The sequence below is a fragment of the Pleurocapsa sp. PCC 7319 genome (genome assembly GCF_000332195.1).
Classification (GTDB): Bacteria; Cyanobacteriota; Cyanobacteriia; order Cyanobacteriales; family Xenococcaceae; genus Waterburya.
Window position 1 is genome coordinate 32509 of the sequence record NZ_KB235918.1, and the last position, 24216, is coordinate 56724.

22 protein-coding genes and 3 pseudogenes are annotated in these 24216 nt (G+C 39.9%); 17 read left to right on the plus strand and 8 right to left on the minus strand.

From position 1 onward, the window contains the following. Nucleotides 1-119: 119 nt before the first annotated feature. On the minus strand, nt 120-1046 hold the full coding sequence (locus PLEUR7319_RS42410) for a DUF4351 domain-containing protein (protein ID WP_019503373.1): 927 nt from the start codon (nt 1044-1046) through the stop codon (nt 120-122). 135 nt (nt 1047-1181) lie between these two features. On the opposite strand from PLEUR7319_RS42410, the gene PLEUR7319_RS0101190 reads away from it, so the two are divergent. From PLEUR7319_RS0101190 to PLEUR7319_RS0101205, 4 genes are all read left to right on the plus strand, one after another. Further along, a complete protein-coding gene (locus PLEUR7319_RS0101190; protein ID WP_019503374.1) occupies nt 1182-2312 on the plus strand; it encodes an ISAs1 family transposase in 1131 nt (376 codons plus the stop codon). Nucleotides 2313-2572: 260 nt separating this feature from the next. Then, nucleotides 2573-2794 carry a hypothetical protein gene (locus PLEUR7319_RS0101195; protein WP_019503375.1) on the plus strand — a complete coding sequence of 74 codons (222 nt, stop codon included), beginning with the start codon at nt 2573-2575 and terminating at the stop codon, nt 2792-2794. A 165-nt stretch (nt 2795-2959) separates the two neighbouring features. Continuing rightward, nucleotides 2960-3553 (plus strand): DUF6036 family nucleotidyltransferase, encoded by a 594-nt coding sequence (locus PLEUR7319_RS0101200; RefSeq protein WP_019503376.1) that lies wholly within the window; start codon nt 2960-2962, stop codon nt 3551-3553. Then, entirely contained in the window at nt 3550-3936 is a 387-nt protein-coding gene (locus tag PLEUR7319_RS0101205; RefSeq protein WP_019503377.1) for a hypothetical protein, read from the plus strand. Before PLEUR7319_RS0101200 ends, PLEUR7319_RS0101205 begins: the two co-directional genes overlap by 4 nt. 194 nt (nt 3937-4130) lie before the next feature. On the opposite strand, the gene PLEUR7319_RS41155 is transcribed toward PLEUR7319_RS0101205, so the two are convergent. Further along, nucleotides 4131-4286, minus strand: coding sequence for a hypothetical protein (locus PLEUR7319_RS41155; RefSeq protein ID WP_019503379.1), 156 nt, complete (start codon nt 4284-4286; stop codon nt 4131-4133). Nucleotides 4287-4643: 357 nt separating this feature from the next. Between PLEUR7319_RS41155 and PLEUR7319_RS0101215 the strand changes: the two genes are divergently transcribed. The 6 genes from PLEUR7319_RS0101215 to PLEUR7319_RS0101240 all read left to right on the plus strand — a co-directional run bounded on the left by PLEUR7319_RS0101215 (nt 4644) and on the right by PLEUR7319_RS0101240 (nt 11265). Next, entirely contained in the window at nt 4644-6527 is a 1884-nt protein-coding gene (locus PLEUR7319_RS0101215; RefSeq protein WP_019503380.1) for a protelomerase family protein, read from the plus strand. Nucleotides 6528-6839: 312 nt separating this feature from the next. Then, the gene (locus PLEUR7319_RS0101220) at nt 6840-7643 is read left to right on the plus strand and encodes a ParA family protein (protein WP_019503381.1); all 804 of its coding nucleotides are present in this window, start codon (nt 6840-6842) and stop codon (nt 7641-7643) included. Continuing rightward, entirely contained in the window at nt 7615-8028 is a 414-nt protein-coding gene (locus PLEUR7319_RS0101225; protein ID WP_019503382.1) for a hypothetical protein, read from the plus strand. The genes PLEUR7319_RS0101220 and PLEUR7319_RS0101225 overlap by 29 nt, the downstream gene beginning before the upstream one ends. Nucleotides 8029-8194: 166 nt before the next feature. Continuing rightward, nucleotides 8195-8905: an IS6 family transposase gene (locus PLEUR7319_RS0101230; protein ID WP_019503383.1), complete on the plus strand. Its 711-nt coding sequence runs from the start codon at nt 8195-8197 to the stop codon at nt 8903-8905. Nucleotides 8906-9140: 235 nt separating this feature from the next. Next, nucleotides 9141-9548, plus strand: coding sequence for a hypothetical protein (locus PLEUR7319_RS0101235; protein ID WP_019503384.1), 408 nt, complete (start codon nt 9141-9143; stop codon nt 9546-9548). A 40-nt stretch (nt 9549-9588) separates the two neighbouring features. Continuing rightward, nucleotides 9589-11265, plus strand: coding sequence for a hypothetical protein (locus PLEUR7319_RS0101240; RefSeq protein WP_019503385.1), 1677 nt, complete (start codon nt 9589-9591; stop codon nt 11263-11265). On the opposite strand, the pseudogene PLEUR7319_RS42415 reads toward PLEUR7319_RS0101240, so the two are convergent. Beyond that, nucleotides 11262-11408 (minus strand): annotated as a pseudogene (locus tag PLEUR7319_RS42415) (IS630 family transposase); the annotation flags it as partial. The gene PLEUR7319_RS0101240 and the pseudogene PLEUR7319_RS42415 sit on opposite strands and share 4 nt — an antisense overlap. A 257-nt stretch (nt 11409-11665) precedes the next feature. Here PLEUR7319_RS42415 and PLEUR7319_RS43340 point away from each other — a divergent pair. Beyond that, nucleotides 11666-12563, plus strand: a pseudogene (locus PLEUR7319_RS43340) (IS630 family transposase). Here the strand turns inward: PLEUR7319_RS43340 and PLEUR7319_RS33745 are convergent. The 3 genes and pseudogenes from PLEUR7319_RS33745 to PLEUR7319_RS33750 all read right to left on the minus strand — a co-directional run. Beyond that, on the minus strand, nt 12535-12816 hold the full coding sequence (locus PLEUR7319_RS33745; RefSeq protein ID WP_019503389.1) for a hypothetical protein: 282 nt from the start codon (nt 12814-12816) through the stop codon (nt 12535-12537). The pseudogene PLEUR7319_RS43340 and the gene PLEUR7319_RS33745 sit on opposite strands and share 29 nt — an antisense overlap. Before the next feature lie 103 nt (nt 12817-12919). Continuing rightward, complete coding sequence (locus tag PLEUR7319_RS0101255) at nt 12920-14311, minus strand: IS4 family transposase (protein WP_019503390.1); 1392 nt, start codon at nt 14309-14311, stop codon at nt 12920-12922. A 118-nt stretch (nt 14312-14429) separates the two neighbouring features. Then, nucleotides 14430-15359, minus strand: a pseudogene (locus tag PLEUR7319_RS33750) (IS630 family transposase); the annotation flags it as partial. A gap of 399 nt (nt 15360-15758) precedes the next feature. Here PLEUR7319_RS33750 and PLEUR7319_RS0101265 point away from each other — a divergent pair. The 5 genes from PLEUR7319_RS0101265 (at nt 15759) to PLEUR7319_RS0101285 (ending at nt 19178) form a co-directional block, all read left to right on the plus strand. Continuing rightward, nucleotides 15759-16478 (plus strand): hypothetical protein, encoded by a 720-nt coding sequence (locus PLEUR7319_RS0101265; RefSeq protein WP_019503392.1) that lies wholly within the window; start codon nt 15759-15761, stop codon nt 16476-16478. A gap of 106 nt (nt 16479-16584) precedes the next feature. Then, nucleotides 16585-16791, plus strand: coding sequence for a hypothetical protein (locus tag PLEUR7319_RS0101270; protein WP_019503393.1), 207 nt, complete (start codon nt 16585-16587; stop codon nt 16789-16791). Between the two features lie 267 nt (nt 16792-17058). Continuing rightward, the gene (locus tag PLEUR7319_RS41160) at nt 17059-17199 is read left to right on the plus strand and encodes a hypothetical protein (protein WP_019503394.1); all 141 of its coding nucleotides are present in this window, start codon (nt 17059-17061) and stop codon (nt 17197-17199) included. Nucleotides 17200-17289: 90 nt separating this feature from the next. Next, nucleotides 17290-18690, plus strand: a complete 1401-nt coding sequence (locus PLEUR7319_RS0101280; protein WP_019503395.1) for an IS4 family transposase — start codon at nt 17290-17292, stop codon at nt 18688-18690. Between the two features lie 95 nt (nt 18691-18785). Next, on the plus strand, nt 18786-19178 hold the full coding sequence (locus tag PLEUR7319_RS0101285) for a hypothetical protein (protein WP_019503396.1): 393 nt from the start codon (nt 18786-18788) through the stop codon (nt 19176-19178). A gap of 962 nt (nt 19179-20140) precedes the next feature. On the opposite strand, the gene PLEUR7319_RS0101300 is transcribed toward PLEUR7319_RS0101285, so the two are convergent. Further along, on the minus strand, nt 20141-21223 hold the full coding sequence (locus PLEUR7319_RS0101300; protein ID WP_019503399.1) for an IS1 family transposase: 1083 nt from the start codon (nt 21221-21223) through the stop codon (nt 20141-20143). A gap of 91 nt (nt 21224-21314) precedes the next feature. Then, complete coding sequence (locus tag PLEUR7319_RS37660) at nt 21315-23195, minus strand: Ig-like domain-containing protein (RefSeq protein WP_019503400.1); 1881 nt, start codon at nt 23193-23195, stop codon at nt 21315-21317. A gap of 108 nt (nt 23196-23303) precedes the next feature. Here PLEUR7319_RS37660 and PLEUR7319_RS33760 point away from each other — a divergent pair. Then, on the plus strand, nt 23304-24216 hold a 913-nt coding region (locus tag PLEUR7319_RS33760), incomplete at its 3' end, for an IS630 family transposase (protein WP_237743495.1).

Below are 24216 nucleotides of genomic sequence, written 5' to 3' on the forward strand. Positions count from 1 at the left end.
CATCTCCAAGTAGATTGTAATCAACCACTTTCAAGTACAAAATAAAACAGGGTGTAGTGAGGAGTCGGAGAAGAAGTAGCGGAGAAGAAGTAGCGGAGAAGAAGAAAAGGTAATAACGGCTAATGAGTTTCAAGCCATTGGTTGAGGTCGTCTAAGGTTTGAAAATCTAATAAATCCTCAGTTAAGTTATCTAGCTGGTCTGGATTTAAGGATTTGATGCGGGAAGCGAGCGCATTATCGAGAGTGCCGAGCTTACGGTTGAGGAGTCTTAAGATAGTATTGCTTTGCCCTTGGACTAATCCTTCGGCAATACCTTCTTCTTTCCAGCTAGTAGTAATTTGCATAATCTGTTCCTGCTGTTGTAATTCCATTTTATCTAATTCGGACTGAAAAACTTGCTGTTCATTTTGGTTGAGGCGAAGGTAAGTATCGACAAAACCTGAAATCAACTGCATCTTAGCGGGGTTAAGTTCGAGAGTAACCATCAGACGTAGACATTCAGCTTTAACGAGAGGGCGGTCTTTGGGAGTAATTCGCATTTTTGCCATCAGCGCGGCGGCTACGGGGTTCGGACGTTGAAGGAAATCGCGCCAGTTAAGACGATTGAGTTGCACTACTTTATATTTAAATTGTAGAGGAAAATAACGGTCTAGTCCTTCAGGAAAATCAATCGAGAAATCATCTCTGTCGGCTCTTTTTGGGTGGTCGTAAGCAAAAATGACAATAGGATAAATGGGGCGATCGTACTTTAAAAAAAGGCTACAGTAGTAGCGAAACATTTGTTGGTTGTATTGGGGATCGTTGCGAGCCTGATTTTCGATATGGATGAGGAAAGTATGATTCTGCTTTTGAAATTTAGCCAGAGCAACGACATCCATGATTTTTTTCTTTCCTTTAGTGACATTGGTGAACAATTCTTTATCGACGAAAGAAATGGTCTCGACATCGAGGAATTCCAAGACTGAAGGAAAGAATAACTCTAGAAATTCGATAAAAAAGGTAGTTAGAAGCTCTTTGAAAAGCTGATCATGATTAATGTTAGGCATGATTAGTATTTTAGGGGAAAAATGAAGCTTTAGATCACTAAAAGAATTGAGGGAAAGTGTAGGGCGAACGCATCTTAAATTGAGTGAAAATGATAGATTAATTTGGTAGCAAAACTAAGGCATAACTGAGAGAAAATGAAGCTGAAGCCGAAGGTTACTCTGTTAGATCATTTTAGCAATTTGACCGACCCTAGAATAGACAGAACCAAAGATCATAAACTCATAGATATTATAGCCATTGCGATCTGTGGAATGCTGTGCGGTGCCGATAATTGGGTAGCTATGGAACAGTACGGGAACGCCAAACAAGAATGGTTACAGCAGTTCTTAGAACTACCTAATGGCATACCATCTCATGACACCATTTCTAGGGTGTTTGCCAGGATAGACCCAAAAGAATTTGAACAATGTTTTCGAGACTGGGTAAAAACAATATCGGAACTAATTCCTGGGGAGATAATTAGCATTGATGGCAAAACGGCTAAACATTCTGGCTCCAAGAGCAAAGGAAAAAAAGCGATTCATATCGTAAATGCTTGGGCAACAGAGCAAAGATTAGTTTTGGGTCAAGTCAAGGTCAAGAACAAATCAAATGAGATTACAGCAATCCCAGAATTAATCAAAGTTTTGGAACTATCTGGGTGTTTAGTAACCATAGATGCGATCGGGACTCAGACGAAGATAGCTCAGTTAATTCAAGATAACGGTGCTGATTATTGTCTAGCATTGAAAGAAAATCAGCCGAATCTTTTCCAACAGGTAGTTAATCTATTTGACCAAGCAGAAGAGATTGATTGGTCGGAAGTAGAACATGATTTCCATCGCACTATTAATAAGGGTCATGGTAGAACGGAAATACGTCGTCATTGGACGATGGCAGTGAGGAGATTGTTCTTTGATGAGTCGAAATGGGCGGGGCTTCAAAGTATTGGCTTAGTGGAATCTGTCAGAAAAATCGACGGCGAAACAACCACTAATAAACGTTATTATCTCAACAGTTTTAGAAGTAATGCTCAAGTACTAGCTAATGCTGTACGCAAGCATTGGGAAGTGGAAAATAATGTTCATTGGATTTTGGATGTGGCATTTAAAGAAGATGATTGTCCCGTTCACTCCGACCATGCTCCTGAGAATCTAGCTCAATTGAGAAAGATATCTTTGAATCTTTTATCAAGCGAGAAGACCGCCAAGGTTGGTGTAGCTAATAAACGACTCAAAGCTGCTTGGGATAATCAATATCTGGCTAAAGTTTTAGGTCTTCAATAACCTACAATCAGCTCTCACTCTTTCTTGGAAATGTTTGTTCTCTGAGTAACGAGAATCAAACAGAATTTTGAGCTGCCAAAATTTGCTTTATATACCTTTGTTTCTTTTATATCAAGGTTATTTTGGCTTGTTTCAACTTATCTGATAAGTTGATTTTAATAATTTCATCGTAACTCCTTTTTTCTCCAGATTTAGATGCGTTCGCCCTAAGTATTACCGCTATCCTCCCAAGCGGTTATCCACTTTTAAGGTTTTTTCTTATGCTCTCTACTATTGAAGATATGTTTTCCATTTACTCTCAAGTCGTTGCTCTTCTTGGCTATCCTCAAGAGTTTGACGCTAACGATAACCTTTGGTCTTGCGGTATTGATGAACTTGCTGGGTTGATCGCTATTACTGATTCTGAGCTGAACACTCTTAGTTTCTTCCAAGAATGCGACCGCATTAACGAGGCTATTGAATCTCTCGGTTACGAGATTTAACTCCATCAAAGCGATTGGCGAAGCCACTGCGCAAGGGCGCAATCGCTTTATTCTATAACCTCTATCTTGAGACTAAAACTTCTTTTTTGTATATCATCAACCTTAATATAGATATGAGTTAATGATAATGATAATGAAATAAATAGATAAAGAGAGAAAATACAAATGCCATATACTCAGACTGCTTTCTCCAAAGCTATTTTTGAAATGTTTGAAAATCTTGATTCTTGGCTAACTCACAAGTATTCTGAGCTTCCCGAACGTGCTGTTGCTGTTTATCTCTTTGGTGGTTGTGCCATGCATCTTCACACCCAAGCTAGAACCAGCAATGATGTAGATGCTGAACTATTATCCATTCCCCAACTCCAACTCAGTACTCTTAAACAAGCCATTCAATCTGTTGATTTTGATGATGAGAATGGTTTTCCTCGTAGCTTAGATTGGGATGGCGGTTTCGATTTATCCTTTGCTCCTGTCGATCCTGCTTATGATGAAAGAGCAACTTTAATACACATCACTAAATCCCGACTCATCTTTATTTATCTCGTTTCTGCTGTGGATTTAGCCGTTTCCAAACTCGGTCGATTTGAATCAGTCGATCGCCAAGATATTCAACGCCTTTATCAACAAGGTCTATTTGACGAACAAGATTTTCTCGATATCGCATCCGAAGCGAAGAAATACTACTGTGTCGCCATTGATAAGCTACAATTTAACATAGATTTAACTGTAGAATTTCTTCGAGAATCAGCACAATGAGTTTGAATCAACAATTTCGGAAAATTGTTCATTCTCCTCTATCTGATATTTCAGTAGAAGAGTTGAAACCCATTGCTTTAGGAATTTGGCATGAAGGCTTCACCCCCAACCTTCATGGTCTAAATGATGAAGAACTTCAAAAAGCTGGCTATTTAATTGATCGTTTAATGAGATTTAATTGTGTTCCCGAGCGCAGGAAGCTCGAACTTATGGCAATAGTTACCGAAGTTAAGATTTCTCTGAAAAACGTTTTGATATCTCCTCCATCTTCAATTAATGTTGAGCCTTTGGCTAGAAAGTGGAATCTTACTGAAGATGTCTCTCTTCTCATTCAGCCACTACTTGAATTTCAGACACGCCATTATACACACTCTCTCAACTGATTTTCAACATCTCATTTTCCTTGATTCCTCTTGATTATCTTCTTTAAATACTCTAGTGAATAACCCCGCTTGACTGCTTCTGACCATCTCTCCCAACTTCCAGACAAACAAACCCATTGCTCCCTCTCTTTGATTGCCTGACCCGAACAATACCCTAGCTCTCTCGCCAGGTCATACCAATGACAGAATATCCCTTATGTATCTACCTTATTTTCCTCAGTAGAAGAATTAGCTACCGCCATCTTCTTCCCCGCCCAGTTGCCCTTTAACGCTTGGACAAAGTAGCCTGATGGATTCTCTATCTGTTGTTCTCTCTTTCTCACCTTGAATAAAGCGATTGGCTTTGCCACTGCGCGACGCGGTTGCGGAGCAAGTCGTTAGACTCAGCAAGTACATGCGGCTTAAGCCTTTGTTTAGGGCGGAGCGCAATCGTACGCTCCACTTGCTCCGACTCATACATTTTCAGCAGGCTCACTATCGTTTTGTTGATTGGTATTTGTGTACTATCTAACTCCTTTGTTCTCACAATTAAGATGCGTTCGCCCTAGGTCATAAAGAGCTTTATAGCTTGAAAATTCAATTCCTCTCATCATCATCAATATCACTTTCTTGACTTTTAATAATCTATACCGCAATATTGAAGTATTGATATTGATGATTGTGTTTGACATTGATATTGATGTATTCCCTTTTCCAGTTTTTTTCTCATGTTCGATACCTCTTCTCCACAATTTCAGGATGCTATCAAATGCGCCCGTACTCAATGGCTCAAACAGCTTTTAGATGAATTTCTTCCTCAGTTAATTCCTCTTACCAATAGTGCTCGCGATCGGTCAAAAGCTAAACTGTTTGATGCTCTGATCAAAGATAAGTTTGTTGAGCGTGGTCTTACTTCTCCCTCTCAACAAAAGAATCGTATTACTGATGTCAGAAATGCAATTAAGGTTTTTGACCCCCAACATCCTGTTTTAAGTGTTGTCGGCTTATCTTCAGATGAGTGGATTGCGATTAATTCTCAAGCTGCTTCTCATACTCATCATCGTTCTACTCAATTCTTGGCTCATCCTGATGAGATCACCCAAACCGCTTTGGATTTACTCCAGAGCCATACTTGGTCTGATATTGCTGCTGGCTTGGCTGTCATCACTGGTCGTCGGGTTAGCGAAGTTCTTCAAACTGCATCCTTTGAACTGGTTTCTCAATTTTCCGTCATGTTTGTTGGGGCTGCTAAACGTCGTCACGAGTCTGTTCCTTTAGAATTTGAAATTCCTACTCTGGTTGAAGCTCCTTTCGTTCTTGATGCTATTTCTCGCTTGCGTTCTCTTTTGGACACTCAAGATCTGACCAATCGCCAAATCAATGATAAGTATGAACCAATTGTTGCTCGGACTTGCGATCGCCACTTTCGTGATTTAGTTCCTACCAGAGATGGTAAGAATAATCTTTACTCTCATTTGTTTCGTGCTGTCTACGCTACTATTGCTACTCATTGGTTTTGTCCGACCTCTGTTAGCGATTTGGAGTTTCGAGCCTACATCCAAGGACATTTTAAGATTCTCGACGAGAAGAATCCAACTAAACAAACTGACATGGCTTCTTCCCGTCATTACTGGGATTATAAAATTAGCGACGGTCATGGTAATGTTGACGGTCGTTTGGGTATTCGTCTCGATGAAGATGGAGTTGAAATTCTCAAGGCTTTTGCTCCTCAACCTCAAAAGACTTCTTCTTCCAAAAATCTCGGTCGAATCGTCAAAATTACTGTCACACAACGCGATCGCTCTGCCCTGGCTCACATTCAAGAGCGGTTTGGTCTCCAAACCCGAGCTAATGCCAATCATTACGTTCTGAATCTTGCTCAATCTCTGATTGATAATGCTGATCGCCTCAATCTTTCTCCTGAAGCTCTGCTCGAACGATTAGATAGTTTTGAAGAGTCTTCTTCCTCTGTTTCCGCTTCCGAAGCTACTACTGATATGGAAGAGAATCAGGAGCCTGTTTTCGCCACGGAAGACAGGGAACCTGTTACTGAATCAGAGTCAAAGGTTTCTCATACTCAAATCCTTTTTGAGAAGATGGATCAGCAATTAAACCAAATGAGTCAGCAACAACAGTCTTTGGATCATTTGACTCATGCTATTGGCGAACTTGTTCATGTTTTTGACCATAGTCTTTCTTCCATCTCTCCACCTAAGGTTCCTCCGCAACCAGCTAACTCTTCTCCTCTTTCTAAGAGTACATTGGTTCAATCAAGTAAACCTACACAGAAGACTCAAAAAACTCCACCTAAACCACAATCTGAAGTTTCCCCGCGCAAGTCACATTCGATGCAAGTTCGCCAGAAAGTTAATCAATATATCGATGCGATTATGGCTTTTAACGATACTCTTGATCGTCCTCATGGCGAAAAATGGTCTATTAGTGTTGCTGGCTTAAAACGTCTGGCTGGTTGTGGTCAGCATCCTGTCTATGCTGTCTATAACGCTCGTAAATCTGAAATCGACGCTCATCACCAAAAACATCAACTCTCTTCTACTCACAATAAGAAAGATAAGTCTTTTCCTCCCATTGAATCTGTCATTTCTCTCTAACTTTTCTTGACTATCAGCCTTATATAACTATAAAACACTATAAAACTTTATTATTTAATTTTATACAACATATAAGTCAATTGTGTTTATAAATTAAAGTACATATAAACAATAATTTGTATGTTTTATAGTTTATATAAACTATAAAACTTTATTGTTTAATTTTATACAACATACAGGTTAATTACATTAACAAATTAAAGTACATATAAACTATTAAATTATTTAACAAATATCCATACAAACTATATTACTCTTGTTTTTTTGAAAATCTAACTTATAATCATGTTGTTTTATTCATTAAACTAAGCGATGAAGACTTTAACTTCTGTTAGCTTGAGTGGCGGTCAAGGCAAATCAACCCTTGTCTATTTCTTATCTCGCTTACTTGCTCTTCAAGGTTTTAAAACTTTGGTTCTCGATTTAGATCCACAGCATAATATTTCCACTTTCTTGAGAGTCATCGTTAATCCAGACGAAGCTAGTATCTTTGAATTTCTCAAAGGCGAGACTACTATCGAATCTATTTATCCTGTTCCTAACTTGGATAATTTGTTTATTATTCCCGCCGATGATGGACTAGAAGTCGCTAATGACTTTTTGGCTGCCTCTGGTATGGGTATCATCCGTCTGCGTAACCAATTAAATAAACTTTCTCAAACCCACTTGGATTTCGATTTTTGTTTAGTCGATACTCCTCCCCAAAAGTCTCAATTATGTATGACTGGAATTGGTTCTTCTGACTATTTTGTGATTCCCGCCGAACCCGAAGTCAAAGGTGTCTTATCCTTGAATCGGACTCTTTCTGCTGTCAATGAAATTGTTGCTTCTGGTGTCGTTCATACTCAACTCTTAGCCATTTTGCCCTTCCGTGATAAATGGTTCGGTCTTAATCGCTCTATTGAAAGTGCCGCTGCCATTGAACAAATGTCTAAGTTGGTTGACTCTAGTTTTATTCTTCCTTCTTTTAGAGAATCTACTATCCCCAAAAAAGCTATCTCTACTAACTCCACTTTGGCTGATTTAGGAAAACCTGATTTAGCTTTTCCCTTTGAACAACTTGTTACCAAACTAGAGACCCTTAAAGATGAACGACATTTATCAACAGTTAGATAAACAAACTCCCCATAAGGTTAAGCCCCGTACCAATGATGGTTTTACTGACCCCAATCTCCATCAAGATGATTCTCTGACCCCAGAAGCTACTTCTCCAAAATCCCCTTCTCCATCCATAGCTCATCATGAAACTCATCTTGTTGTTGAAACTTCCAAGCCTAAACTTCTCACTTTGGAGATTGCTCTTCGTAAGGAGATTGATCAAATACTTTATGAACATCCCGATACTAGTTGGGACACACTCATGGAGTCTGCCCTGATTCTCTCTTTGAATAGTCCCACCTCCAAAAAGCGTCTTCTCAAGCTTGCCACCGAACGTTTGACTGCTCGAAAAAAATCTGCCGTTTATAAACGCTCCAAAACTATGGCTCAAAAATACACTTGAACATCTCAATACTCTTTAGATCTATTTTTGTGACTTCTCCTACTGTGATGGGTAAATTTATAGTTGGTGACGGTTTACTATAACTATCCGTCACACCTAGGTAGTGTTGCAAAAAAATAAAATATTAATGTAGTAGTATTGAACTGCTGTCTCAAGCTCAACATGAATGAATTCTCAACAACCATTTAAATGGCAACACTTTCAAGCAGATTTTATTCTGTTGTGCGTGAGATGGTATCTTCGATACCCATTGAGTTATCGAAACCTTGAAGAAATGATGCGCGAGCGAGGATTACAGGTTGCTCACACTACCATTTACCGTTGGGTAATTGCTTATTCTCCTGAGTTGAATCAACGTTGTCGTAAGCACCTGGGGTCAACCAATGATTCGTGGCGAGTGGATGAAACATATATCAAGGTCAAGGGTGAGTGGAAGTATTTGTATCGGACCATCGACAGTAACGGCAATACTATTGATTTCCTGCTGACAGAGAATCGCGATGCTCCCGCAGTGACAACTTTCTTCCTTAAAGCCTTTGGACACTCAGACACCAGAAAGATTAGAGTCATTAATACCGATAAGGATAAGGCTTATCCCAAAGCTATCAAGGATTTGAAGGAATCGGGTATTCTTCCTGATTCTGTGGAACATCGAGCCGTCAAATACTTGAACAACATCATTGAGCAGGATCATCGATATATCAAACGGCGAGTCATTGCTAGCCAGCATTTTCGGGAATTTGATAGTGCCAGTCGAACTATTTCTGGATATGAAACTATGAACATGATCCGCAAAGGCCAAATCTCAAATGTGGAACGAGACGACATTTTAGGTCAAATCAAATTTGTTCATTCCATTTTTGGGATCGCTGTCTAAAATTTAGGATAATCCAGGGTTTATCTTGACTTTTACCTTTATCCTTTATTTTCGCAACACTGCCAAATTTTGTCCAAATCTTTATACGAGTATGTTTTTTTAGGAAAGCTAATATATTTATGTAGTTTGTAAGTAATAATATTTAGTTGTTATTACTTACAAACTAAAGCCTAAAGATTAAATTAAAACTATTTTCTGGGAAACAGTTGAAAAATATTGCCAAAAGCTAATAAATATGAAAATGAATAAGCTAAAAGTTTTAATTGCATCATTCGTATTGCTTCCTTTTCTTTTTGGTTCTTTGGCTCTTTATGCTTTTTTGAAGCCCGATTTTAGTAAAGCCGAGTGCGAGGCTATTAGAAAAAATCTTAATAAGATACAGCTTGGAATGAGCAAGGAAGAAGTTTTATTAATTCTTAAGCAGGACGAGATAGAAAGCATAGTTTACCCAACAAGCTTATTGTTCCCAGAGCAAAAGAGCCAATGGGAATTTTGGTTGCTATGTGCCGATCTTAATAGTTGTATTGTTGAAGATTCAGGAAAAGAACAATGCTACGAATGGCATATGCTGGCGTTTGATAGCAAAACGGAAAAAGTAATTAAAGTCTTTTCTGATAGTCCTGAAAGGATTGGCTTTGTGTAATTATTTCAGCAAATTTTATTATTTTATTAAAGATATAATTATGAATTTTCCTTATCGCGATCGTTTTGGTGAAGTAAATGAAGCAGAGAGAAAAAAGCATCTTAGTGAATCAACAACTGTTGATTCTTTCATACAATATTCTAAAGGAAAAACCCTGAAAGAGCTTCAATTTAGCGGTGGACCTGCCAAGCCCGCCAAAGTTTCTGATATTGAGATATCAGAACAGGGATTAGGACCTAAAGGTCATCGGTATCTTCGAGACGTTCATAATCCAGGTAGGGTTATCGATATGCGCCATTTTCTCGAATCTGCGGACATACCTTTTGGTTTTGGAGAACCGTTGGGAGCAGCAATCGAAGTACAACAAGGAACAAAAAACTTTCCTAGCGCTCATCAAAAAGAAGACTATAACTCCAACTTTTTAGGTGCAGTTTTTAGAAATAATTATTATGATCCCGATAAAGAAATAAGCAAGCAGTTTCAGGAATTTTTTACAGATTATGAAAAAAGGGAATTAAAAGGTTTTGCACCTGCTGCGGAATATTTAATTAGTGACGTAATTGATTTAGCAAAGGATGGTAAACGCGCTCTCGAACAGCTAGGAGATAAAATAGATCGAGAAATTGACCGATTAGAAAAATTAGGAGATTCTGCTTCAAAGCAGCTAAAGAACAGATTAAAAAATGCTCTAGATAAACTGATTAGTTCTGTAGATCAGCCAGTTTATGCTGAAGAGATTGAAGCTCAATTTGAACAAGCAGAAAATCAAATCCAGCGACAATATTACGACCCTCTAATTTTAGATTTAGATGGAAACGGTGTGGAGTTAACATCTACCAACGATCTAACTGTTCGGTTTGATATTGATGGTGATGGTTTTCGCGAAGCAACTGGCTGGGTTAAACCCCAAGATGGTTTTTTGGTACTAGACCGTAACAATGACGGCCATATTAACGATATTTCAGAACTGTTTGGAAATCAAAATACGAGTGGTTTTGACGAACTCAAAGAGTTAGACAGTAATAATGATGGTCAAATTACTGCTGACGATGCTAACTTTGCACAATTGCAGATTTGGCGAGACTTAGATCAAAATGGTTATTCCAGTCCTCAAGAACTGTTCACTTTAGAAGATTATGATATTGTCAAAATTGACGCGACAGGTAACGCTGTTAGTATTAGCAACAATGGCAATCTAATTAATGAAATAGCTAGTTTTGAATTTGCAGATGGTACACAGCATCAAGTAGCCAATGTTTTATTTGATATCGATCAACAAAATTCTTATTACGATCCTTATTCTACATTTAATTCAGAGATTACTTTTACCGAACAAATTTTTACTCTTCCAAATTTGAGAGGTTATGGTAATTTACCAGATTTGCGGATTGCAATGGCAAAAGATTCAGAGTTGGTTGCCTTAGTTGAATCATTTGCTGCTGGCGTAAATTCGGGTGACATTTCTGCCGCGAGTGAGTTGATGCGTCCTATTTTGATACGCTGGGCAGGTGTCAACGTATCAAATTTAAGCAGCAATAGCTTTTATGCTTTTGACTATGAACTAGAATTTCTTGAAAAATTTGTTGGTCGAGCTTGGAACAATAGCAATCCTAGCGCTGCGGGCAGAACAACCATTAGAAATACCTTTGCCCAACTTGAAAGCGAATTAAAAACTAGGCTACTTGCTCAAATTGCCGAATCGCCAGTTATACTCTAGACGGTTGAGATCTGGACTTTTTTGAAGGACTGAAAATTCCAACTCAGTAGGCTCTCCAATTTCTCCTGATGTTCTGTGTTGGCGTTCTCAATGCAGTCGGCAATGGCGCTTTTGAAAGAAGCAAAATCTTCGTAGTACTTGCTGACTTTTCACGGTATCTTGGGTCGAAAAAAAACTAGGTAATAATGTTCGCTAACTTTTGTTCAATCTTGAGGTTTCCTCAACCAAATCTGACAAACCCATTGAAAGTGTACTCATCCCTCGCTCCAAAGCTTCAATTCGACCACGACGTGATAGAGCTTCAACCGCTTTCAAATAAGCTTGACTTCCAGCTTTATAGTCATTCTAAATAGGAAACATATGAAATAATATAAGCTAGATGAGAAATCAATCAGGTTAGATGACTTATAGTGTAGATTTGCGAAAGCGGGTAGTGGACTTTGTAGCGGCTGGAGGCTCCAAAGCCGAAGCATCAAGAAGATATGAGGTAAGTCTATGGTGTGTGAATGATTGGTGTCGAAGAAAGAATTTGACTCCAGCACCACAACTTGGAAGAAAGCGAAAACTAGACTCTCTAGCAATTGCCCAACATATTCAAGAAAATCCAGATGCTTTGTTAAGAGAAAGGGCGCAATATTTTGGAGTGCATACGAGTGCTATTGGGTATGCCCAGAAGCAAATGAAGTTAACTCGTAAAAAAAACGCTGAAATACACTGAACGTAAGCATAGTGAGCGAATCAGCTTTCTGAGAAATTTACGTAAAATTGTCATTCTTGACGGATCAAGCAATTTAGTTTACTTGGATGAATCAGGCTTTGAAGAATATGTCTATCGTCCTTATGGCTGGTCAAAACGAGGACAAAAAACTTACGGCGATTGCCCGAAGGGCAGTGGCTTCGCCAATCGCAATGGTAAAAGAGGAACAAGAACAAGTCTGATAGCTGGCAAAAGAGGCAAAGAGTTGTTAGCACCAGTTCTTTTTAAAGGAAGTAAATGGTGCTTTATGGTTTAATCAATGGCTCGAAGAGCATCTAATTCCCGAATTGAAACCAAACTCCACTCTAATTCTTGATAATGCGGCATTTCATCGCAAGGATGATGTGTTTCGCATTGCCGAACAAGCGGGTCACAAAGTTTTGTTTTTACCACCCTATTCACCTGATTTTAATCGTATCGAACAAGACTTTGCGACGCGAAGCTAATCCTTTAGGGCATCCTCAAAAAAAGACGTATTTATTCCGCTCCTGGTACTTCCTTGGATGACATCGTTAAATCATACGGAAATTATTTAGAATGACTATACCTAAATATTGATGACGAGAAGGATTGCCATTTTTGGTGACAAAAATCGGCTCATGGGACATCCATTTGTAATACCAATAACGACCACCCTTTTTTCCTTTAGCTTGGTAGCGCACAATCCAACAACCAGACGGAGCAATTTCACCTTCGTCCCTTATGTCTTGAATATCTTGTTGGAGTTGTTTAATAAGATGTTTAAGTTCATCTAGACGAGTGGCTAGATCCTTCTGTTGACGGGCATTAGCCATAGTTCAGCTCAGAAATAATCGGATATAGTTGTGTAACAAAGACTCGCCAACTATATTCTCATTCTAGTCCTCTCCAAAGTTACAATCAACTCGCTTCTAAACTTCAACCAGGGGAGCGTAATTGCCATCCTTCACATAAAGATTGCAGCTCTAAAAAGCCACGCCATAACACCGTGATGCCAATATTACTCTTTCGGCGATGACTCAAGTAACCGCCCAAACGAGCTACAGCTTGTATCGCCCAAGCTACCGTTAAATCTACTGCGGTGACTGATTTTCCAAATTTGGCAGCTAAAACCTCAATTTGTACCTGATTTAAAATTGAAGATGCAGGTGCATCTGGTTTGGTTCGATGAACATAGGTCATTTTTAACAATTGTGCAGCGATATTCGTTAAAAATCCCAGTAAAACTTGCATACTATCTCCAGATAGACGATAGCTTTCCGCTTTACACCCTGACTTGAGAATTTTATGATATTCTTCAATTCGCCAACGGTAAGTATACCATCGTAAAATGGTTTGTGCTTGTTCCCCATTGGTAACGGGTTCGGAGGTCAAGATCATCCATTCTACGGGTTCACAGCCTTCTGGGGGGTCAATTTCTACGGCATAAACCCCATAAACTTCAAAATATTCTGGTTCTTTCATTCTGGCAGGACTGCGAAGTTTGATGGGTGCATATCTAATTGCCAGAGTAGCGGTTCGCTCTTTTCGATTTGGGGTTTTGGCTAATTCTACTGCTACTTCCATCTTGATAGATTGAGATGGGAGCCATGACCATAAATAACTGTTTGACTCTGATAATGCCCTATTATGTGCTGCTCTTACCACTAACCCTGTATTTGCGGTTTGACTGACTTGTTCAAAGACTTCCGCGATATCTCCTTCTCGGTCAAATACATGAATTACTTTGGTGCTAATACTCTCTGGTTCGGATTTTTCTAAGAGTTTCTGGACGGATTGGAGAGCTTCTATCCATTTATAAGATTCTTTTTGTTCAATCGGACGTCTTCTTGCTTCCGCTTGCTTTTTCTGCTTCTGTTTCTGAGTTAAACTCTTACTTTCTTCATGATTTCGATGCCACAGTTTTTCTGTTAATAATCCTATGGGTTGTCCATTCTCCCCATTTACAGCTAAGGTGCTATGTAAAATTAGTCCATTCCCACCATTGCCAATGGGTCCATATTCGGCTCTTTTTTCGCGGATTTTCTTGTAATCGAGATAGGTTGTATCTCCTACTGCTAATACGATTGAGAGTTCTTTAATCTGCTCTGCTGTTTGAAGATGATAGGGTTGGCACACACTGTTTAGGCTAGTTTTCGGATTGGCAAAGAATTCATAAGCTCTTTTCAGGTCACTTGCTCTCTCAAAAATCGCGGAGAGTGGTTTGCCATATTTTAACGATAATCTCGATTCGATGAACATAGCCCTTTTGGTTAAACGCTGATCTCCAAAGTCACATTTTTCGGTTATTAAATTTTTGGTCTGATTCATTCACCACTCAAAATCTGCTCAATTATTTTGCTCTATCGAGAGGGCAGATTTCTCGAAATGGATAAAATTGTTAGCGAATATTGTTACACAACTTATATACCCTTCAAAAGATGCCGTGAAAAGTCAGGTAGTACTTGGAGTACAAGCACTCATGGCGCACAAAGCGCCATAATCTCTCAATTAAGTTCAGATGGGGAGAGTAGGAGGGTAAGTACAACAGCTCAATCCCCAAAAAGCCAGCTACATCCTTGACAAAGCGACACTTTTGATAGCGGGCATTATCCAGGACGAGGGTGATCGGAATGTCCAAATCTAGCTCAGACAAATGCACCAACAATTCGCACACTGTTTCGGCATTGATATAGGTCTCATTGGTGACGCTCACCACTTCTTTAGTGACGGCATTAATCGCTCCCAAGACATTGAAGCGCTTGCGACCCGAAGGGGAGCGCATAAATATGCGGGTAAAACACCAGATGAATCCTAAATAGGCTCGATGGACAAAGTGAGCGGCATCAACAAAGAAAACGGCTTTCTTTCCTGCTTTGGCCTCTTCTAGTAATGGTTCCAGCTTTTGCTGACGGAAGTTTTCTTGCTCTTCAATCTTGTCGGGGTCTGACCCTTTGCCAGGGACAAAGCCCACCTTTCGACAGCCCATGCCGATACGGTAGAGAAAAGCCCTAATTTGTGTGGGATTGCGCTTGATTCCCGTGAGTTCTTCGATTTTGGCCTGGGCTTCAGCCACCTTTCGCGGCGGATGCTCCTGGAAGTAGACCTCAATAGTTTTGACCTGCTCATTGAGCTGACTGGGCTTCCCTTTGTAGTTCAATTGCTTCAGTTGCTCTATTCCTCCTTGCTGATACTGTCGAACATAGCTAACTAAGGTCGTTTTACTAATTTGGCATAAGCGACGAATCTCTTGATGGGATAGCCTCCGACTTTTCAGGTAGAGCACTTCCATCTTCTTTTGTACTCGGGGATGGGGATGATGATAGCGTTCGTAATTTAGCTGTTGAATTTCTTCTTCGCTGAACTCAATCTGGATCATATCTCGCCACTCTTCTTCAGTTGAATACTGCCGCATTATCCCACCTCAGCCCATCTCAAAAAAGTCCACTATTCACCCGCTCGGAGTATAAGAACAAAGGAATGGCGTGAACAATTTAATGTCCACGCCATTCCTTTTTACAAACTTACCCGCGATCGCGCTCCAATAAAGTGCGATCGCATTTGTAATAAACATTATACTACAAAGTGGCTTCTTCAACGCAGAAAAATCTAGAACAACGAAAAATTGGCAACAAAGACTAGTTGCTTATACGACACAAGTATGCTACAATTGATATAGAACAAATAAATATGGCATGTACAAATTAATTTGTATATGCCATTTGTTTTATAAACTTACCCGCGATCGCGCTCCAATAAAGAGCGATCGCATTTTGTGATGAATTTTGAAACATTTGAAACAATCGCCCAAAAATATAGTCATTTAGGCACAATTTTTGCTTATAACGGCAAAAATTGCGAAGGAGAAGCTTCCCCCTTAGGGGAAGAGAAAGAGGTATTTAGACATTGCCTCTATCCTGCTGAACGTAATAACTTCGCAGAAAATCTACAACTCATACTAGTTGTTGATCCCGTATCTCATATACTAATCCAAAAAGCAAACTTGTATTGCATTTGGGATACCTACAACCTAAAAGGTTTGTACATGATATTCGGTGATTATTCAATACCTACAGTAGGTATTGATGTTCGTCTATTAATAGGCGAGGAAGGCTTTAAAAGTCGGAGTTTAGATTATCTAATAGATAATTTAGAATACATCAAAACATCATCTATCTTAGATGAAGATGTATACGATGAACTGGTACGATTAAAAATGCGCGAGGACTGGCTTGAATGGATTCAACGAGAGTTCGTTCAAAGTTTAAACAAAAAATTTGACTTAGAGCTTGATCCTCAATTTTTAAGTCCAGAGGTACAACAAAACCTCGATGAATTATTTGCTGCCAAATGCCGTGAGCAAGAAATTCGTCACGAAATTTACAAAAACGAGTCTTCGTGGATAGATATAGCTGCAGCGACTGCTGCCGTAACTACTTCCGACCTCGAACACTTTAACCTTATCAATGTTATTTGTGCTACAAATATGTTGCAATAAGATAAGACAAATAAATATGGCGTGTACAAATTAATTTGTACACGCCATTTGTTTTACAAACTTACCCGCGATCGCACTCTAATAAAGAGCGATCACATTTTTGACAATGACTAACAAAAACATCATTGACTATCCTGAGATTGCCTTGCTGTGGCTATCTCAGGAAGACTTTTCTTCGCAAAATATCGATATCTCAGAGTTTTCACCTGAAGACTACAGCACAATCGCCGAGATGATGAAAGACGAACTTAACGAATCTTTCAGCGATATCTTTCACAGGGCAATCGATGATTTCAAACAAAATCAATTCTAGTTCTAAGCTCTAAGCCATTAGCTATTAGTCTTTAGTCTTTAGTCTTTAGCTAATAACTAATAACTAATAACTAATAACTAATAACTAAAAGAAGTCTTCCTAGAAGAAAGAGGCTTTAAACCCAAAGCGACGGTAAAAGTAATACAAATATGTTACAATAAACATATGAACAAATAAATATGGCGACGAACATTAAATTGTTCGTCGCTTTTTGTTTTATAAACTTACCCGCGATCGCGCTCTAAGAAAGTGCGAACGTCTTTTGTGATGAATACTATTTTAGACAACAACTCCGATAAAACCGAAGACGTAAGACGTATTGCCAAAGAGATCCAAATTTTAGCAGATGCTGATTGGATTGAATGGGGAGAATCTGACTTTTCACGGCATCTTTTGGAGGAAATATAAGTTGTGTAACAATATTCGCTAACAATTACTCATTTAGAGAAATCTGCGCTCTCGATAGAGCAAAATAATTGAGCCGATTGTAAGTTATGAATGAATCAGACCAAAAATTCAATAACGGAAAAATGCGACTTTGGAGATCAACGTTTAACCAAAAGGGCGATGTTCATCGAATCAAGATTATCGTTAAAATATGGCAAGCCACTCTCAGAGATTTTTGAGAGAGCAAGTGACCTGAAAAGAGCTTATGAATTCTTTGCCAATCCGAAAACTAGCTTAAGCAGTGTGTGCCAACCCTATCATCTTCAAACAGCAGCTCAGATTAAAGCACTCCCCATCGTATTAGCAGTGGGAGATACAACCTATCTCGATTACAAAAAAATCCTCGACAAAAGAGCCGAATATGGACCGATTGGCAATGGGGGAAATGGACTAATTCTACATAGCACCTTAGCCCTTGATGCCGACAATGGACAACCAATAGGATTACTAACAGAAAAACTGTGGCATCGAGAGCATGAAGAAAAAGGGGAAAATCTAACGAAGAAACAGAGGAAGAAAAAACAAGCAGAAGCCAGAAAACGCCCAATTGAAGAGAAAGAATCTTATAAATGGATAGAAGCTCTCAAAGAAGTCGAAAAACTCTTAAAAATCTCCGTTCCAGAGCCTACAAGGCCCAAAATTATCCATGTATTTGACCGAGAAGGGGACATTGCGGAAGTCTTTGCTCAAGTCAGTAAAACCTCAAATACAGGGTTAGTAGTAAGAGCAGCACATAATCGAGCACTTGAGGGAGAAAACAGTTATCTATGGTCATGGCTACCATCCCAACCGATCAAGATGGAAGTAGCGATAGAACTAGCCAAAACCAAACAGAGGACAGAGCGAATCGCAGTTTTGGCAATTAGATATGCACCTATTAAACTTCGTAGTCCCGCCAGAATTAAAGAACCAGAATCTTTTGAAGTTTATGGGGTTTATGCCGTAGAAATTGACCCCCCAGAGGGCTGTGAACGCGTAGAATGGATGATCTTGACTACAGAACCCGTTACAAATGAGGAACAGGCACAAACCATTTTACGGTGGTACACTTACCGTTGGCGAATTGAAGAATATCATAAAATTCTCAAGTCAGGATGTAAGGCGGAAAGCTATCGTCTATCTGGAAATAGTATGCAGGTATTATTAGGATTTTTAACAAATATTGCGGCACAATTGTTAAAAATGACTTATTTAAATCGAACCGAACCAGAAGCACCGGCATCTTCGGTTTTAAATGAGGTACAACTTGAGGTTTTAGCTGCCAAAGGAAGAAAATCAGTCCCCGTAGTAGATTTGACGGTAGCCTGGGCGATGCAAGCTGTAGCTCGTTTGGGCGGTTACTTGAGTCATCGAAAGAAAAGTAATATTGGTATTACCGTTTTATGGCGCGGATTTTTAGAATTGCAATCTTTGTGTGAAGGATGGCAATTACGCTCCCATTTTAAAGTTTAGGAGGGAGTTGATTGCTACGAGGTGCGGGAGTAGGATAAGGATTTGGTTAGCGAACTTTATTACATAATGAATTAGGACTTTTTCTGGTCTTAACTATGCCCAATGCCCGTCAACAGAAGGATGTAGCCAGTCGTCTAGATGAACTTAAACATCTTCTCAAACAACTCCAACAAGATATTGAAGACATCCGCTCTGAAGGAGAAATTGCTCCGTCTGGTTGTTGGATTGTCCGTTACCAAGCCAAAGGACAAAAGGGGGGTCGTTATTGGTATTACAAATGGATGTCCCATGAACCGATTTTTGTCACCAAAAATGGGACTCCATCTCGTCATCGATATTTAGGCAAAGCTGGAAGTAAAGATTATTTGAACGCGGTTGAAGCTCTATCTCGTCGTGGCCGAATTGAAGCATTGGAGCGAGGGATGAGTACACTTTCAATGGGGTTGGAGGATTTGGTAGAGGAAGCATCAAGATTCAGCAAAGGTTAGCGAACATTGTTACCTAACTTATACTCTTTTCCAAAGATGCCGTGAAAAGTCAGGGTGAATCGGTGGGGTTATCACACAGGTTTTTCCAGTTTAACAGGGGCAAGCTCGAGCTTCGCGTTTATATCTGGGGGAAACCCCCAGACCCCCATACGCTCGGCAAGGGTAGTACGGAGCTGCGTCGTGTCCTCCTTGCCCTTGCCTTCGCGGTAGCCCCTGTTTGACTGGAACCTGTTGAGTTCAATTAACAAACTATGGCTATCGAAATATCTCGGCTTCACGCTTTTACGCGAACTTTGACCTTTCAGGCTTCTTCACCTTCTGAGCTAGTTTGGGGACAGAGCGTAAGTTCTTTTGCTATCGTTGAAAGTCTGCCCGAGGGGATTTCTCCTTGTGAGCCGCAAGTTGTAGCCCACGGGTATACTGGCGAAGGTGCTTGGTATTCCTACATTGAGATTCGTTCCTACGCCGATAAGTTCATGATTTTGAGCTATTGCGAACTTGAGTAAAGTTTGCTTGCTCTTTTTTAGGTAGGTTGTATATATATACAACCTGCTTTTTTTTGGTGTTCAAGGTGATCTGATCGCCTTGGAGTAGAGAGAGATGGGCTACGTAGTTTGTTCGCAAGAAGTAGGGGCAACAGTGATTGTGAGCTTAGTTTAGGTGTCGTTATATTGTGTTGCCCCTCCTTCCTGCTCACGGAGGATTGATCGGTGAGATTAGGATGAGAGACTTTTTCTGTTTTTATTATTAAAAATCTAAAGCTGTAGAATTTTATAATTATAAAAAGGTATAAATGTAAATTTTTAGGATTATACAAAAATAGAATTGTGAGTTAGATTGATGCGGTATAAACTAGTAGAATCAAAAAAATGGATGTCTGTTTAATAGGACTAAAAGGCGGAATCGGAAAGACAACAACGGCGATACATATAGCATCGTACTTGCAGAAGTTTGGGTAGTCCCTACAAAACAGTGGAGGTCGAGAATTTATGGGCATTTTCAGGGATGGGTGCAAGAATCAAATCCCGCCATTCTAACTGAGTTGTAGTCAGACCCATTTTCATCCCTGGAGTAAAATGTTGATAGCGACGTTTGAATTTCTCAGACTCACCAGTTAAGTCTTGACGTAGACTTTTATGAGATTGACGATAGTTATAATCAAATAAATTAATCCATAAGATCTGCTGAAAGTTCTTCTGATGTTTACAGTAGCCGAGGGTTTTGCGCTGTAGATAAGAGATTTTTTGTCTCAAAGTTAGATTAAATCTTTCGATGTAAGAAGTATTCTTGGTCTTGTTGCCGAAATCACTCTCTTGACCTTTGACGATCCTTTGTTTAACCGTTACGAGCCTCTTTTTTCGGCGTTGTTTGACAATTTGAAGATAGGCGTAGCGAACTTTCTGGAAATGGCTGGAGATCGCCTTCTCATAAGCTGCCAGTTTATCTGTTGTGACTAAAAGGAAATGCTCAAACCCCCAAGGCATTAGGTAAACTAGATTTTTAAGAAGACGATGAGCAGTATGAGAGGTGCGAGAGCCTAACTCGAAGTTAACCCAGAATTTAGTCTTTGATTCTAACGTAATAAATAACCACAACTGACGTTTCTTTTTCTTTAAATAAGACCAGATTTCATCCATTTGAATGGATATCAAAGTTAGCCCGATTAAGGAACACAAAGCCAAATGAAAGCTTTTGCATTTATAACTTAAAGCTTTTTGCCATGAGCAGATGGTTCGCTCGTCTCGTTCTAAAACATCGGCAATTTGTTCTGTACTTAAACCATAGCCAGACATTTTGGCCGTTTGAACATATTCTTGAAAACTGCCATGATGTCCAAATAAATTGGAATATGCAGTCTCGGAAAAGCGATGTTCTCCTCCATGACAGTAAAGTCTTTGTCGTTTTCGACTATCATTTTTGACGGAATATGTCCCATCAAGAGTAATGTAATTATCTAAGTCCAAGTAATAGGAACAGTTTTGACAAGGGCAGTAGCGAGGGAACAGTCGATGAATGAGTGAGGGATCGTAAGCTTTAATTGTCATCAATAAGTCAGCGATCGCTAGTCTGAGAATAATCTCCTATTTTATCTGATGCTAGAGAGGTCAATTCTCGACCTCCACTGTTTTGTAGGGACTACCGTTCAACTATTAGATTGCTATGAGCTAAGGTAGGAACGTTAGTGAGGTTAGCGATTTTAACCTGCTCATCGTCTCCTGTTCCATCACTGTCATAAGCAAGATCGCCACTACCAGCATCATAAATAAAGCGATGCTCGCTACTTGTAGCAGCAGTACCGACTGTAAACATTTCACTACTAACCATACCTACCGTAAGATTTCCACCAAAACCATTAGCAGACAGTACCAAAGCATCATCTTCAACTGCAAAGTCAGCAATAGTATCTACTCCTTGGTTGGAACTATTGAGGACAAAACGATCGGAACCTGCACCACCTGCTAGATAGTCGTTTCCTGACCCACTATTTAAAGTATCATTCCCCTGTTTTCCGACAAGATAGTCATTGCCGTTGCCGCCAAGTAAAATATCTCCTTGAACATCAACATCTATCACCGAAACAGTAAAGTTCGTCTCAAGAGATTGATTATTGCTATCAGCGACTTTGATGATAATAGTCGATTTGCCAATTACACCATCAGCATAGTTTAGAGTCAAAGCCTTGTCTTGAGCAAGGGTTAAACCATCAAAGAATCTACCGCTAGAGCTACTTTGGATAGAAGAAGAAGCACCAAGAGAATAAGCTAAATTGTCACCACTTTCTGCATCTTCAAAATAATCGGCAAGCTGAACAAGGCTATTAGGAGCATTTTGAGTTAGAACAAGATTGGGAATAGTTTTGGTAAGAGCAGGGGCATCATCAACGGCAGCAATATCAACTGACACTAAACCAGTAGCAGTAGAGCTACCGTCGCTAATGGTATACTCGAAGCTAGCATTCCCATAAAAATCAGCAGCAGGGGTAAATTTAACATTGCCCGATTCATCTAAGATTGCAGTTCCACCAAACGGACTATCTACACTGCTAATACTTAAATTGCCACCGATATCGTTACCAAATAGTTCGCTTGCCAACACGGTTACGGGTGTATCTTCGCTTGTGGAAATTGAATCATCAACCGCAGTAAGGGTTGCTTCATTTGATATTTCACCAACTGAATCCACAACGGAAACGACAAAATCTGTCTCAACAGATTGATTATTACTGTCAGTGGCTATAACTCTGATAGTAGAAGTTCCAACAACCCCATCAGCGTAGTCTAAGATTAACGATTTAGTCGCGGGATCAAACGAAAAATGATCGAAGAATTTGTTGCTTGTACCACCTTGAATTGAAGAGGATATACCAAAAGAGTAAGCTAAATTATCCCCATCTTCAAAATCTGAAAAGTAGTCAGCGATCGCAATAACGCTATTAGAGGCATTTGTGGCAACTGTAATATTAGGAATGGGACTAGTAAGAACAGGAGCAGAATCAGCAGCATTAACCACAACATTTACAGATGCCGTGCCGTTATTTGTGCCGTCTGTAACGGTGTAGTCAAAGCTGGCATTTCCATTAAAGTTGGCATTAGGAGTAAAATTAACGTTCCCTGAATCATCAACAACTGCCGTGCCGTTGACTGCATTATCCACTCCAACAATACTCAGGTCATTTCCCGTATCGTTACTAAGTAGTTCGGTAGCTAAAATCGTTACAGACGTGTTTTTATCAGTCGTAACCGTATCGTCAGCAGTGGTAAGAGTGTCTGCACTTGTTGTCTCTTCATTTGGATCGGCAATGGAAATATCAAAACTAGTTTTCACTGACTCATTGGCATTATCGGTAACTTTAACCTTGACTGTAGCAGTTCCAGTGATACCGTTAGCGTAGCCTAGAGTAAGGGTTTTGCTACTATCAATGGAGAAAACGTCGAAAAATTTGTTCTCACCAGTGCTAGTTTGAAAAGTAGAAACGGTTGCATCAAGCTTATAGGTTAAGTTATCGCCATTGTCCACGTCCTCAAAATAGTCAGCTATACTCCGAGCGGGTGAATAGTGGACTTTTTTGAGATGGGCTGAGGTGGGATAATGCGGCAGTATTCAACTGAAGAAGAGTGGCGAGATATGATCCAGATTGAGTTCAGCGAAGAAGAAATTCAACAGCTAAATTACGAACGCTATCATCATCCCCATCCCCGAGTACAAAAGAAGATGGAAGTGCTCTACCTGAAAAGTCGGAGGCTATCCCATCAAGAGATTCGTCGCTTATGCCAAATTAGTAAAACGACCTTAGTTAGCTATGTTCGACAGTATCAGCAAGGAGGAATAGAGCAACTGAAGCAATTGAACTACAAAGGGAAGCCCAGTCAGCTCAATGAGCAGGTCAAAACTATTGAGGTCTACTTCCAGGAGCATCCGCCGCGAAAGGTGGCTGAAGCCCAGGCCAAAATCGAAGAACTCACGGGAATCAAGCGCAATCCCACACAAATTAGGGCTTTTCTCTACCGTATCGGCATGGGCTGTCGAAAGGTGGGCTTTGTCCCTGGCAAAGGGTCAGACCCCGACAAGATTGAAGAGCAAGAAAACTTCCGTCAGCAAAAGCTGGAACCATTACTAGAAGAGGCCAAAGCAGGAAAGAAAGCCGTTTTCTTTGTTGATGCCGCTCACTTTGTCCATCGAGCCTATTTAGGATTCATCTGGTGTTTTACCCGCATATTTATGCGCTCCCCTTCGGGTCGCAAGCGCTTCAATGTCTTGGGAGCGATTAATGCCGTCACTAAAGAAGTGGTGAGCGTCACCAATGAGACCTATATCAATGCCGAAACAGTGTGCGAATTGTTGGTGCATTTGTCTGAGCTAGATTTGGACATTCCGATCACCCTCGTCCTGGATAATGCCCGCTATCAAAAGTGTCGCTTTGTCAAGGATGTAGCTGGCTTTTTGGGGATTGAGCTGTTGTACTTACCCTCCTACTCTCCCCATCTGAACTTAATTGAGAGATTATGGCGCTTTGTGCGCCATGAGTGCTTGTACTCCA

Coding starts and splice junctions, on each gene's coding strand:
- PLEUR7319_RS42410 (WP_019503373.1), bottom strand. CDS start 1,046: ATGCCTAACATTAATCATGATCAGCTTTTCAAAGAGCTTCTAACTACC.
- PLEUR7319_RS0101190 (WP_019503374.1), top strand. CDS start 1,182: ATGAAGCTGAAGCCGAAGGTTACTCTGTTAGATCATTTTAGCAATTTG.
- PLEUR7319_RS0101195 (WP_019503375.1), top strand. CDS start 2,573: ATGCTCTCTACTATTGAAGATATGTTTTCCATTTACTCTCAAGTCGTT.
- PLEUR7319_RS0101200 (WP_019503376.1), top strand. CDS start 2,960: ATGCCATATACTCAGACTGCTTTCTCCAAAGCTATTTTTGAAATGTTT.
- PLEUR7319_RS0101205 (WP_019503377.1), top strand. CDS start 3,550: ATGAGTTTGAATCAACAATTTCGGAAAATTGTTCATTCTCCTCTATCT.
- PLEUR7319_RS0101215 (WP_019503380.1), top strand. CDS start 4,644: ATGTTCGATACCTCTTCTCCACAATTTCAGGATGCTATCAAATGCGCC.
- PLEUR7319_RS0101220 (WP_019503381.1), top strand. CDS start 6,840: ATGAAGACTTTAACTTCTGTTAGCTTGAGTGGCGGTCAAGGCAAATCA.
- PLEUR7319_RS0101225 (WP_019503382.1), top strand. CDS start 7,615: ATGAACGACATTTATCAACAGTTAGATAAACAAACTCCCCATAAGGTT.
- PLEUR7319_RS0101230 (WP_019503383.1), top strand. CDS start 8,195: ATGAATTCTCAACAACCATTTAAATGGCAACACTTTCAAGCAGATTTT.
- PLEUR7319_RS0101235 (WP_019503384.1), top strand. CDS start 9,141: ATGAAAATGAATAAGCTAAAAGTTTTAATTGCATCATTCGTATTGCTT.
- PLEUR7319_RS0101240 (WP_019503385.1), top strand. CDS start 9,589: ATGAATTTTCCTTATCGCGATCGTTTTGGTGAAGTAAATGAAGCAGAG.
- PLEUR7319_RS33745 (WP_019503389.1), bottom strand. CDS start 12,816: ATGGCTAATGCCCGTCAACAGAAGGATCTAGCCACTCGTCTAGATGAA.
- PLEUR7319_RS0101255 (WP_019503390.1), bottom strand. CDS start 14,311: ATGAATCAGACCAAAAATTTAATAACCGAAAAATGTGACTTTGGAGAT.
- PLEUR7319_RS0101265 (WP_019503392.1), top strand. CDS start 15,759: ATGAATTTTGAAACATTTGAAACAATCGCCCAAAAATATAGTCATTTA.
- PLEUR7319_RS0101270 (WP_019503393.1), top strand. CDS start 16,585: ATGACTAACAAAAACATCATTGACTATCCTGAGATTGCCTTGCTGTGG.
- PLEUR7319_RS41160 (WP_019503394.1), top strand. CDS start 17,059: ATGAATACTATTTTAGACAACAACTCCGATAAAACCGAAGACGTAAGA.
- PLEUR7319_RS0101280 (WP_019503395.1), top strand. CDS start 17,290: ATGAATCAGACCAAAAATTCAATAACGGAAAAATGCGACTTTGGAGAT.
- PLEUR7319_RS0101285 (WP_019503396.1), top strand. CDS start 18,786: ATGCCCAATGCCCGTCAACAGAAGGATGTAGCCAGTCGTCTAGATGAA.
- PLEUR7319_RS0101300 (WP_019503399.1), bottom strand. CDS start 21,223: ATGACAATTAAAGCTTACGATCCCTCACTCATTCATCGACTGTTCCCT.